The sequence below is a fragment of the Rheinheimera lutimaris genome, from assembly GCF_013283795.1.
In the GTDB taxonomy this organism is placed as follows: domain Bacteria; phylum Pseudomonadota; class Gammaproteobacteria; order Enterobacterales; family Alteromonadaceae; genus Alishewanella; species Alishewanella lutimaris.
In genome coordinates this window covers 34,309-45,979 of sequence record NZ_JABSOD010000025.1, presented here as the reverse complement: position 1 = coordinate 45,979, position 11,671 = coordinate 34,309, and the positions used below count along the sequence as shown (strand labels likewise).

Here is an 11,671-nt window from a genome sequence, read left to right as displayed (position 1 = left end):
CAACCGATCTGAAAAATTCTTATCTGATCGGCATTACCCTTAACGGGTGGCTTTTTTTTGCCGTTTGCCGGCCGGCGTTATTTCAGCACCTGCAGCAAATTACTGTGTTGATCTGTCCAACTGACAGCCGGTTGCGCCGCGCTGAGCCAAGGACTTAAAGCCTGCTGTAATTGCGGCTGTTGCATAAAGCGCTGATTATTTGTCAGCAACACCCAGTGTGCCGCAGGGTTAATGCCCTGCGCCGCGGTGGCAATAAAATATGCCTGCAGGCCGAGGCTGGCGGCCTGATTGCGTAATAAACCGGTTAAATCCAGATAGTTATTCGACACATGCACTGCCAGCACACCATCACTGTGCAAATGCTGCCAATACAGCTGCATGGCTTCCAGCGTAAGTAAATGCTGCGGAATACTGTCGCTGCTAAACGCATCCAGCACCAGCACATCAAACTGTTGGCTGCCTGAAACCAACTGCGCCTGCAGCATTAATCTGGCGTCCCCCGGTACAATTTCAACCGTAGCAGCGCTGTCACTGAGATAGCTGAAATACTCCGTCGCCACTTTAATCACCGCCGGGTTCAGCTCATAAAACAGCATAGTGTCATCCGGCTTACCGTACACCGCCAACGCCCCGGCACCCAGCCCGACCAAACCAAATTTACGCTGTTGCAATTGCTGTACAGTGCGTGATGGCGCCGCCGGTAAAAAATGCTCTAACGCCAACGCCGCCCCGGTACCGGCACGATAATAGCTTTGCGCCTGCAGCGACAAGGGCGCAGCCAAATACTGCGCGCCGTGGCTGGTCGTACCGTCAATTAAACGCCGCTGCATATTGCCGTCGATATTAATGTCACGCACGCTAAGGCTGCCGTAAAAATTACGTTCAGCATAGACATTATGCCGGCCGGGTTGCCACTCCAGCGCCAGCACACTTAGCGTAAACAACACAGCGCCGCTTAACCACAACGCCTGCTGCCAACGCGGCGTCCCCGCTGCGCCCGGCCACAGCAACACATAAATAGCCAGCAGTACCAGTAAAAATTCCCACTGCTGCGTAAACCACAGCGGCGCCAGCAGATTAACTGTCAGGCTACCCAGGGCACCGCCGGCGGCCAGCAATAAATAGTAGCCGGTTAAGCCACGCGGCTCTGGCTTTAACCGCGCCAGCTCGCCGTGGCATAACATGCAGCCGCTGAACAATACCAGCAGGTACAGCAACAACTGCGAGAGCAAATCAAACTGGCGGCCCAGATAAAACAGCAATAAGCCAAACACCATGCTCAGACAAAACAGATAACGCCACAACCCGCGCCGGTACCACTGCGGTTTATTAAACACCAGGATATAACTGAGTAAATACAAGCACAGCGGCACCACCCATAAGAATGGAATGGGCGGTACGTTTTGCGTAAGTTGCTGAGTTACCGCCAGTAACAGCACCACGCCGCCGGCCGACAATAACAGCCAGCGTAACGCCGCCGGTTGCCGCAGCCTGGCCTCACCGGCCCGGTACGACGGCGCTAACGCCGTCAGATGTAGCCACATCAAAGCCAGGCAACATACAGCAAACACCACAAAGCCCGACAGCCAGTACAGCCGTTGCTCTGACAGCAACAAGCCCGGTTCCAGCAAAAAAGGATAAGCAAGCAAACCACCTAAAGAGCCGATATTCGACAACGCATACAAGCGATAAGGTGACACTGTAGTAAAGCGGCCGGCAAACCAATGCTGCAATAAAGGCCCGGTAGCCGACAGCAAAAAATAAGGTAAACCTGTGGTACATAACAGAAACAGCAACACCGCCGGCAACGGCGGCAGAGCGCTAAATACCGTGATATCCGGCTGATATAACAGCGGCAAACTTAACAGGGCTAACAACAATAACAGGCTGTGCAACCAACGCTGCGCCAATGGCGGCAAAAAACGACACAAAGCATGGGCATAGGCGTAACCGGCCAGCAACATGGCCTGAAAAAACAACATACAGGCGGTCCATACTGCGGCACCACCACCCAAATACGGCAACAATTGTTTGGCCAGCATCGGCTGAATTAAAAACAGCAGTGCAGCGCTTAAAAATATCGTCAGGGCAAACAAGGCCACAGCAGGCTCCGGAACAATCAACAGCAGACAAGGGCGCCAAGCCTATACAAAGGGCGCTCTGCAGGCAAGTGGCGACAGTAAATACCTGTTTGTGATGCTAACAGTGTTGCGGTAGACTCCACCTTTTTATTTAACATAGCGCACATAACGCGCCTTACATTTTAATCTGAGCTGCACTTTTAGCTGCACATTAGGGACATTAAAGCATGGCAAGATTTAAAGTACCTCACACCCTGACCTTATTATTCAGCATGATGGTACTGGCGATGATCGCCACCTGGTTGGTGCCCCAGGGCTTTTTTGAAAGCCAAACGCTGGCCAATGGCCGCTCTGTAGTAATTCCCGGCACCTTCACCCTGGTTGAAGAGCGCCAGTACTTAAGCCCATGGCAACTGCTAACCGCGATACCGCGTGCCTTTGCCAGTGCCCAGGATGTTATTTTCTTTGTCATGATATTAGGCGGCGTGCTGTCTATTGCCCGTGCTACCGGCACGGTAGATGCGTTAATCGGCCGCCTGCTGACCCGGTTTGGCGAAAAACCTCAAATGCTGATTTTTATGGTGGTGTTTTGCTTTGCTATGGCTTCCAGCGCCATAGGTACCGCCGGTGAATATATTCCTTTTGTGTTAATTTTAGTGGCGCTGTGTAAAGCCATGCGACTGGATGCAATGACAGCAGTAGGCATGACGGTAGCCGGTTACGGTATTGGTTATGGCGTATCGGCTATTAACCCTTTTACGGTAATTATTGCCCAGCAAATTGCTGATTTGCCGCCACTGTCCGGCAATTGGTTAAGATTCGCCATCTTTGTGCCCTTTGTATTAATTGGCTTTCATCATGTCTGGAGCTATGCGAAAAAGGTATTGGCCGATCCTGCAAACTCGATGGTAGCCGACTTACCCTGCCCGCTGGGTAATAAGCAAACCGTAACTTACCCGCAACTGGCGCTGAACCATAAGCTGATTTTAGCCAGCTTTGTCTGCACTATTGCTGTGGTGGCTTATGGCATTCGGGTGCACGGCTGGTATTTGTATGAGTTGGGAGCCTGCTTTGTTGCCTGGGGCTTGTTTACAGCGCTAATCGGCCGTATTTCTGCCGATACCGCCGCGCAGAAATTTATTGATGGTGCGATGGAGCTGACCACCACCGCCATGTTAATTGGCGTGGCACGCGGCATTTCGCTGGTCATGGAAGATGGCCAGATCCTGCACTCGCTGGTTTACGGCATGTCATTACCGCTGTCTTATGTCGGCGCTGAAGCTGCTGCGGTGGGGATGTTGGTGATTCAAACCCTGCTGAATTTCTTTATTCCCTCCGGCAGCGGTCAGGCTTATGTCACTATGCCGCTGATGGTACCGCTAAGCGACTTGCTGGATATTCCGCGCCAGGTTGCAGTGCTGGCATATCAATTTGGCGATGGCTTTTCCAATATGATCATCCCCACCAATGCGGTGTTAATGGGCATTATTGGTATTGCCGGTATTCCTTACGGCCACTGGTTTCGCTTTTGTGCCCCGCTGCTGTTAAAACTGATGCTGGCGGCAGCGCTGGTATTAGTACTGGCAGTAGTGTTTGACTACGGCGAGGGCGTACAGCCCGAAACACCGGTGGCAACCGGCCTGAACCAGGCAGATTAAACACTGCGCACCATACCGGTAATGCTGCAACTACAGGCTTTGCCGGCAGTGTTACTGGTAATTAGCCGTTTTCCTGATTAGAGTACGCTAAGCAGGCAACAGCCAAAACCTTAACCGCAGGCCACAATATGAGTCAGGCGAAACAAATTGCAGAAATTATTTTAAAAGGCTTTCGCCGCCATTTCAGTTTGTTTCAGGCTATTACCGCCAAAGCTAAGCAACGATTTGAACTGGCCGACTGGCGGGCTTTTCAGCAAGACAGCTCTGAGCGTATTTCGTTTTACGATCAGCGCGTTACTGAGGCCATTGCCCACCTTGCCACCGAGCTACCGACACAATGTTTAAACGAAACCTTGTGGCAGCAGGTAAAGCAGCACTATATGGAGTTTCTGGCGTTTCACCCCCAGGCAGAGCTGGCCGAGACCTTTTACAACTCAGTGTTTTGCCAGTTATTTGAGCGTAAGTATTTCCATAATAAGAATATTTTCGTCGAGTCGACCTTAAGCAAACAGCATTTGCCGGCGCCGGTTGCATCCGTTTACGACAGCTACTTTCCGGCCCAGGATGGCTTAAAACAAACTATCCGTAATATTGTCTCCGGCTTTGGTTTTATTACGCCCTTTATTAACCTGGACCGTGATATACGCCTGATTGTAAAAAGTTTTATGGCACAGTCCAGCCACGGCCGCCATCCGGTGTATCAAATTCGCTTTGATATTTTACGCTCAGTGTTTTACCGCAATAAAGCGGCCTATATTGTCGGCCGCGCCGTAACGCCCGATGGCCAGCAGCCGTTTATTATTCCGCTGCTGCACCGCGAAGGTGCCGGCTTGTATATCGATACCCTTGTAACAGACGCCAAGCAAATGACGATTATCTTCGGCTTCTCGCGGGCGTATTTTATGGTGGCTACGCAGGTACCGTCGGCACTGGTGCATTTTTTACGCGAGCTGCTGCCGCATAAAACCCTCGCTGAGCTGTATGCCAGTATCGGTTTGCATAAGCAGGGTAAAACCGAATTTTACCGCGAGCTGTTAAGCCATCTGGACAAAAGCAATGATCAATTCGTTGCCGCCCCCGGTATTCGCGGCATGGTAATGATGGTGTTTACGCTGCCATCTTTTCCCTATGTATTTAAAGTGATCCGCGACAAATTTGCCCCCAGTAAAGAGTTTGGCCGTGACACGGTAAAGGCGCGCTACTTACTGGTAAAAAAGCACGACCGGGTTGGCCGCATGGCCGATACGTTGGAATACTCTTATGTCGCCTTGCCGAAAAGCCGTTTCTCGCCGGAGTTACTCGAGGAGCTGCAGCAGGTTATCGGCGAGTCCCTCAGCTTTGAAGACGAGTTGGTGGTGATTAAACATCTGTATATCGAACGGCGGATGATCCCGCTGAATATCTATCTTGAAGACGCCTCGACGGCAGAAAAGAGCCATATTATGGACGACTACGGCCGGGCAATTAAGCAAATGATTGCCGCCAACATTTTCCCGGGCGATATGCTGCTGAAAAACTTTGGCGTAACGCGGCATAAGCGCGTGGTGTTTTATGATTACGATGAAGTGCAGTATATGCTGGACGTAAATTTCAGAAGCTTTCCGAAAACCGATAACTACGAAGATGCCATGTTTGCCGAAGGTACGGTGTGTGCCGCACCGGGCGATGTCTTCCCCGAACAGATGGCGACCTTTGTTACACCGCAGCCGCAAATTCGTGAGTTGTTATTTAGCAAACATCCGGAACTGCTTGATGCCGCTTATTGGCGGCAAAAACAACAAAATATCCGCAATGGCGTGGTAGAAGATATTTTCCCCTACCCCGACAGTATGCGCTTTTACCATTTTTATAACGACGAGAGCGCTTAACGATGAAAATTTACGTCGACGCCGATGCCTGCCCGGTAGTGATTAAAGATATTTTATTTCGCGCCGCCGAGCGCAAACAAATACCGATGCTGTTGGTGGCCAACCAGCTGATCCGCGTACCACCATCAAAGTTTATCTCGGCCATTACCGTATCCAGCGGCTTTGATGAAGCTGACAACGAAATAGTGCGCCGCTGTGAGGCCGGCGATTTAGTGATCACCGCCGATATTCCGCTGGCGGCTGACGTGCTGGCAAAAGGCGGCCATGCGTTAAACCCGCGCGGCGAACTGTACAGTAACGACACCATTAAACAAAAACTGACCATGCGTGATTTTATGGACACCCTGCGCGGCAGCGGCGTGCACACCGGAGGCCCGCCGCCGCTAAACCAGAGCGACAGGCAGGCGTTTGCTAATGAGCTGGATAAAATACTACAACGGCATACTAAACCCTGAAACGCCCAACCTGGCTGCTAACTGACAACACCAGTTGACGCACACGAGATCCATCATTCCCGGTCTCGCGTGCAATATCAGATAGCTCATTTGCGTTCTGACTGATACCGTTGACGGTTTGGTTGACATGTTCAGCCACTGTTGATTGCTGTTCGGTTGCCGCGGCAATCTGCATTGCCATATCGTTAATATTGGTAATACCGGCCATAATATGGTCAAGATAACCGCTGGCAGATTCAGCATGTTGCTCGGTTTGTGCCACCTGATTTTTGGCATTATTCATCGCCGAAACAGCTTGGCTTACCCCATTTTGCAGCCGGCTAATCATATCGTGGATATCTTTAGTCGATTGCTGCGTGCGGGATGCCAGCGTACGCACCTCATCGGCAACTACCGCAAAGCCCCGCCCGGCATCGCCGGCTCTGGCCGCTTCGATAGCAGCATTGAGTGCCAATAAATTAGTTTGCTCAGCAATGCCGCCAATGACTTCAAGCACTGAAACAATATTGCGGCTTTCGACTTCCAAATTACTGATAGCTTGCACGACCTGCTCTATGTCCCTCGCCAGCACACTGATTTGCTGCATCGACTGACGAATAACTTTGCCTGAACTATCTGCGGCACTGTTTGCCTCTTCAGTCGCATTGCTGGTCAAAGAAGCATTACCGGCAATTTCCTGTACCGCATGCTGCATTTGATGGATGGCTGTAAGCACCTGTTCTATATGAGATGTTTGCTCTCCGGCTTTGCTGCTTGTAAGTTCGGTTTTCGCAGCAATATTTGCCGAAGCCTGCTCCAGCTCTATCAATTGTTGTTGTACATCACGCATCATGGCTTGCAGAGTGATAATAAAATCATTGGTTTTCGCTGCCACGTCACCAATTTCGTTACTACCGCTGACCGGCAGACGACGGGTGAGATCACCACCAACGCTGGCCAGTTCACTCACCATGTTTTTCAACTGTGTTAACGGTTTAACGATCAGGCTGGGGCTAAATACGATGGTCACGATAGCAATAGCAATAGCAATCAGCATTAATAAAATGGTCAGTGTTTTCTGCTGACTGACATAGGCAGATAAATCATTACCTAAAACGATAGCTCTGCTGTCGATACGCTCGCCCAAGCCATTATACTCATCCCGCAGCGTGGAAAAGGCGGCGCTTTCGCTACCTTCAATCAAACCGCGGGCTTGTTGTGCATTGCCCTCCAGGGCATATTGCATCGCCTGTTCAGCCTGTTTGAGCCAGCTATCAAATACTTTACTAAATTCAGTATCGCTCATCACACTGACACCATGCTCGCGCACCAACGCTGATGCCTTGTTCATGCGTTCCAACGCCTGGCGCACATTATCGTCGAAATCTTGTCTTGCTGCAGAAACCTGACGCCCCTGAGCACTTAATAACACATATTCACGCATAGCAAGCTCAGCCTGATACAGATCGCGGTCTGCATTTAAAACCGCCGTTGTTGCCGGTGTCAGGTTATTAATAGCAATATCAGTTTGAGCAATGACTCCGTTGACCGTGATCAGGCTTTTAATCCCAACCACTGCAATCAGTAATGACAATAAAACGATAGGTAAAGCAATTTGTAGTTTAACTGATAAATTTTTCAGGCTGCCCATAACTACTCTCATCCTATTATAAAAGTGCATTAAACATGCGATTGACATAGTATTTTTAACTAGGATAGTTCAGTTTTTTGAACAGCGCTGACACAGTTGTAAAATAAAACCTATTAAATGACAATCGCCGCCAACAGTTATAACCCTGAAATAGATTAACCTGCCAACAATTACTTTAAGTCCAGTCGTTGCTGACTAACAAATATCCGGGGCAATTTCATTATCGGGTCGATAAAAGACAATGTCATGGCAAGTAAATGCAGAGGCATATCAAACTGTGGTGCCTGTTTTGGCTGCAACACCGGGTAATAGTTGTCATGTAGTATTGGCGAACCGATACTCAGCATATGCAACCGCAACTGGTGGGTTTTGCCGGTGTATGGTGTCAACTTAAACAAACCCAGGTCGTTGTTACGCTTTATCAGGCTGATATCCGATACGGCGTTAACCTCACCCGGCACTATGGCATTAATAAAACGCGGTGTGCTTTTCTCAATACGGTTCGCGATATGCCAGTTTACAGGCAGTTCCTGCTCCTGCTGTTTTCGGGCTAATCTGGCGACTGCTTGATACTGCTTGCGTATTGTTCCGCTACTAAACAACTGATAATAAGCCGGCCGGCTGTGCGCGTTTATGGAAAATAGCACCAGCCCGGCCGTATCACGGTCTAAACGATGCACCGGTACTATATCGGCTATACCGGTTTCACGCTGCAAGCGCGCCAATAAGCACTCATTCACGTACTCTCCGCCAGGGGTTACCGGCAAAAAATGCGGTTTGTCAGCAACGATAATATGCTCATCCCGGTAAACAATTCCGTGCGTAAAAGGAATAACCGGCTCGGCAGCAACTTCACGGTAGTAACACAAGCGTTTACTTGGCATAAACGGCGTATCTGTTGTGATAGCCTCACCGTTAAACCAGTGTACCTTGCCCGTTGCAATACGCTCGCGCCAGACAGCCTCGCTGATAAACGGAAATTGGCTGCAAAGAAACTGCAGCACTGTGCCCCAGCCGTTATTCGCAGCAGGCAGAGTAATTTCAGAAGCTTGGCGGGCTATTGACAAGGTATTTTCCGGCGTAAAAATCAGCGCGCAGTGTAGCACAAAAACGGCTACAATAGCCGCCCCTTAACGCCCGGTTGTCAGCAGAAGCAAGATGTCACATACAAATTCAGTGCTGCGTTTACGCACACAACAACTGGCTAAAGCCACCAGGGTATTTTTGGCCCGTGGCAGTAAAGTAAAACGCTGTGAGTACTGCTTACTGCCGGCGGTTGAGTGCATTTGTGCAGCTAAACCGGCTATAACCAGCAGCAGTGCATTTTGCTTTATTATGTACACCGGCGAGTGCTATAAACCCAGCAACACCGGCCGTATTATTGCCGATGTTATAGCCGATAATCATGCCTTCGTCTGGGACAGAACCCAGCCCGACGCTGCTATGTTGGCGCTGCTTAACGATGCGCGCTATGCGCCGATAGTGGTATTTCCACAGCAGTACGCTGAGGCTGAGCGTTGCATAAACAGCCCGCTTGAGCTAACTGCAGTGCAAAGCGGCAAAATACCGCTGTTTATTATGCTGGACGGCACCTGGCGTGAAGCTAAAAAAATGTTTAAAAGCCCTTATCTGGCCAACTTGCCGGTGCTGGGTATTCAACCGCAGCAAGGCTCAAGTTATCAGCTGCGCGAAGCGGCGCACCTGCACCAGCTGTGCACTGCCGAAGTGGCGGTTGAAGTACTGACGTTGGCGAACGACACTGCCGCCGCAGCGGCGTTGGCAGAATACTTTGCCGTATTTCGCCGCGCTTATATTGTCGGCAAACCCCACCTTAATTTTACTGAATCAGCAGAGTAATCTGCCAAGGATCTGACATGCGTGATGTAATACTGAGTAAACCTGCGGTAGAGCTGTATAAAATACTGAAATTTGAAGGCCTGCTCAGCAGTGGCGGCGAAGCGAAAGCGGCGATAGACGGCGGTTTGGTAAAAGTAAACGGCGAAGTGGAAACCCGCAAACGCCGGCAAATTAACGCCGGCGATATTATTGAAATTGGCAGCGAAAAATTGCAAATGCGCTTAGGTTAACGACAGAGCTAAACCGTATCAATAAAAGCTGCCAACTGCATAACCAGCCAGTTGGCGTCATCTAACGGCAAATCATGCCCAGCCCACGTATGTTGTATATGTGGCACTTGCCAATAGCGCGCTAACGCTGCCGTACACTGCGGGCTTACCAGTTTATCACCCAGGCTACTGAGTAGTAACGTTGGGCATGCCGGCGCCGGCGGTACCTTAAACCGGCTGGCAGCCCACAACTGGCGCAGCGCATTTAATCTGCTTACCGGCCGCTGTTGTTGCCATAACTGCCAATTGGCTACTACGCCCTGATGCCTGGCCACAGTAGCGCTGGTTAAGCGCAAGATCAGCTGCTCGCGCTCAGCCGCCGACATAAAGAGGCTACGCAAAATTGCCGCATAATTACGCCAGTGCAGGCGCTGATAAAACGGCGATAACGGCCTGGCGCTGCTGTTAATCAGCGTTAGTGATGCCACTTCCTGCGGATACTGTGCCGCCCAGTCAACCGCCAGCATGGCGCCCAGCGATATCGCCACTAAGTGCACTTCGCCTTTAAACTCAGATGCTTGTTGTAATTGCCCCCGTACCGATTGACGCAAAGCACTGATACTGCAGGGTGATTGTTGCTGATACAGATCGCCGCAGCCGGCAAAATCGAAGCTCAGCACAGGGTTAGTTACAGCGCCGGCCAGCATCGGCCGGAACCGGCCCCAATGGCGCTGCTCACGACTGAGGCCACGGATCAGTAATACCGGCGCCGCTGCAGCTAGTACCATAGCCGCTGCGCCTCGGCCTGTAACTCAGCTCTGTTGGGTAACGGCAACCAATGTTGATACGACATGGTGGCTTTAATTAAAAAGTTGATTAAGATCAGATGGCTGCGCAATACCCGCTTTACACGGTGCGGTTTCACCGGATGAAACATCCCCAGGCTGGACAGCAGCTGAAACGGGTTTTTCCGCACCCAGTTCCACGAGCCCATCTCCAGCGTTAACGGCAACATAGTGCTGTTATGCGCCAAAGCACAGTCATACAGGTAATCCCATAAATCACCATGACACAGGTAATGCTGTGCCTGGGGTTCAAAAATATAATTCTGATGCGGATAGGTTTGCGCCAGCAACTGCCGCAGCCGGTACATTTCCGCCAGATGCGCTATGGGCTGACGCCGGCTTTTCGCATAAGGAAACCATAATCTGTCTGTGGTACCAAAACCGGAGTGACAATCCAGCACCAGTGAAAACGGCCTTGAAAATAGCTCGCGCTGTACAAAATCGACCACGGCGCGGCTTTCTGTTTCCATTTGCTCACTGCGGCCACGATGCCACGGAATAGCGCGGCTGATACGCTGGCCGCCCACCAACCAGGCGGCACCTTCAGTGCACTCAACCGGGGCATTACGCATTAAATCGACACTGTTGCCATTGGCTCGCCAACCATTGGCCATACCGGCCGGATTAACCAGCGGAATAAAATAAATACAGCACTGCTGTAAGGTATGTTGTAAGCACAGATCCCAGGACAAGCGGCTAAGCAGAGTCTGTAAGTAAGCCAGCACCACCTGAGTGCCGATACGCTCCAGGCCGTGTATGCCGCCGACCAACAGTAACGCCGGCGTTGCAGCATTACGGTTGCCTAACGATAAAGCATATATCGGCAAACGTTGTGTCATATGCGGCACTGTAGCCAGCACCTCAACCTGCAATTGCGCGGGGGCGCGGTCAATCAACTGTTGCAGTTGCGCCAACTCAGGCAGCAAGCTATCGCTATCAACAACCAACAACGCCACTCCGTAAGTGAAACTTGTATGACAGCATAACCCGGCAGCAACAGACTAACATGGCAGTTTTATGAAGATTGCAGCCGGCTTTACTCCGGATTTTCATCCGGTTATCCTGCAC

General features: G+C 50.8%; 10 protein-coding genes. 5 read left to right on the top strand and 5 right to left on the bottom strand.

Annotated elements, in window-relative coordinates; genetic code table 11:
- Window positions 1–77: 77 nt before the first annotated feature.
- The gene (locus tag HRH59_RS17255; RefSeq protein WP_331460205.1) at window positions 78–2,102 is read right to left on the bottom strand and encodes a spermidine synthase; all 2,025 of its coding nucleotides are present in this window, start codon (window positions 2,100–2,102) and stop codon (window positions 78–80) included.
- A 206-nt stretch (window positions 2,103–2,308) separates the two neighbouring features.
- On the opposite strand from HRH59_RS17255, the gene HRH59_RS17250 reads away from it, so the two are divergent.
- The 3 genes from HRH59_RS17250 (at window position 2,309) to HRH59_RS17240 (ending at window position 6,062) form a co-directional block, all read left to right on the top strand.
- Window positions 2,309–3,739 (top strand): YfcC family protein, encoded by a 1,431-nt coding sequence (locus HRH59_RS17250; RefSeq protein ID WP_173502517.1) that lies wholly within the window; start codon window positions 2,309–2,311, stop codon window positions 3,737–3,739.
- A gap of 128 nt (window positions 3,740–3,867) precedes the next feature.
- Complete coding sequence (gene aceK / locus HRH59_RS17245) at window positions 3,868–5,607, top strand: bifunctional isocitrate dehydrogenase kinase/phosphatase (RefSeq protein ID WP_173502516.1); 1,740 nt, start codon at window positions 3,868–3,870, stop codon at window positions 5,605–5,607.
- 2 nt (window positions 5,608–5,609) lie between these two features.
- Entirely contained in the window at window positions 5,610–6,062 is a 453-nt protein-coding gene (locus tag HRH59_RS17240; protein ID WP_173502515.1) for a YaiI/YqxD family protein, read from the top strand.
- On the opposite strand, the gene HRH59_RS17235 is transcribed toward HRH59_RS17240, so the two are convergent.
- Both HRH59_RS17235 and HRH59_RS17230 read right to left on the bottom strand, forming a co-directional pair.
- The gene (locus HRH59_RS17235) at window positions 6,052–7,692 is read right to left on the bottom strand and encodes a methyl-accepting chemotaxis protein (RefSeq protein WP_173502514.1); all 1,641 of its coding nucleotides are present in this window, start codon (window positions 7,690–7,692) and stop codon (window positions 6,052–6,054) included. The two genes, HRH59_RS17240 and HRH59_RS17235, sit on opposite strands and share 11 nt — an antisense overlap.
- Before the next feature lie 170 nt (window positions 7,693–7,862).
- A complete protein-coding gene (locus HRH59_RS17230) occupies window positions 7,863–8,759 on the bottom strand; it encodes a pseudouridine synthase (RefSeq protein ID WP_173502513.1) in 897 nt (298 codons plus the stop codon).
- Window positions 8,760–8,850: 91 nt separating this feature from the next.
- Here HRH59_RS17230 and HRH59_RS17225 point away from each other — a divergent pair, with 91 nt between their 5' ends.
- Both HRH59_RS17225 and HRH59_RS17220 read left to right on the top strand, forming a co-directional pair.
- Complete coding sequence (locus tag HRH59_RS17225) at window positions 8,851–9,549, top strand: tRNA-uridine aminocarboxypropyltransferase (protein ID WP_173502512.1); 699 nt, start codon at window positions 8,851–8,853, stop codon at window positions 9,547–9,549.
- A gap of 17 nt (window positions 9,550–9,566) precedes the next feature.
- On the top strand, window positions 9,567–9,779 hold the full coding sequence (locus tag HRH59_RS17220) for an RNA-binding S4 domain-containing protein (RefSeq protein ID WP_173502511.1): 213 nt from the start codon (window positions 9,567–9,569) through the stop codon (window positions 9,777–9,779).
- 8 nt (window positions 9,780–9,787) lie between these two features.
- Here HRH59_RS17220 and HRH59_RS17215 read toward each other — a convergent pair whose 3' ends face one another.
- Together HRH59_RS17215 and HRH59_RS17210 are read right to left on the bottom strand one after the other, a co-directional pair.
- Window positions 9,788–10,546 carry an alpha/beta fold hydrolase gene (locus HRH59_RS17215; RefSeq protein ID WP_173502510.1) on the bottom strand — a complete coding sequence of 253 codons (759 nt, stop codon included), beginning with the start codon at window positions 10,544–10,546 and terminating at the stop codon, window positions 9,788–9,790.
- A complete protein-coding gene (locus HRH59_RS17210) occupies window positions 10,537–11,559 on the bottom strand; it encodes a M14 family zinc carboxypeptidase (RefSeq protein ID WP_408015066.1) in 1,023 nt (340 codons plus the stop codon). Before HRH59_RS17210 ends, HRH59_RS17215 begins: the two co-directional genes overlap by 10 nt.
- Between the last annotated feature and the right edge of the window lie 112 nt (window positions 11,560–11,671).

Excerpts from the sequence above, each read along its gene's own strand:
- HRH59_RS17250 (WP_173502517.1), top strand. The coding sequence starts at position 2,309 with ATGGCAAGATTTAAAGTACCTCACACCCTGACCTTATTATTCAGCATG.
- HRH59_RS17240 (WP_173502515.1), top strand. The coding sequence starts at position 5,610 with ATGAAAATTTACGTCGACGCCGATGCCTGCCCGGTAGTGATTAAAGAT.
- HRH59_RS17220 (WP_173502511.1), top strand. The coding sequence starts at position 9,567 with ATGCGTGATGTAATACTGAGTAAACCTGCGGTAGAGCTGTATAAAATA.
- HRH59_RS17215 (WP_173502510.1), bottom strand. The coding sequence starts at position 10,546 with ATGGTACTAGCTGCAGCGGCGCCGGTATTACTGATCCGTGGCCTCAGT.
- HRH59_RS17235 (WP_173502514.1), bottom strand. The coding sequence starts at position 7,692 with ATGGGCAGCCTGAAAAATTTATCAGTTAAACTACAAATTGCTTTACCT.
- HRH59_RS17225 (WP_173502512.1), top strand. The coding sequence starts at position 8,851 with ATGTCACATACAAATTCAGTGCTGCGTTTACGCACACAACAACTGGCT.
- aceK (WP_173502516.1), top strand. The coding sequence starts at position 3,868 with ATGAGTCAGGCGAAACAAATTGCAGAAATTATTTTAAAAGGCTTTCGC.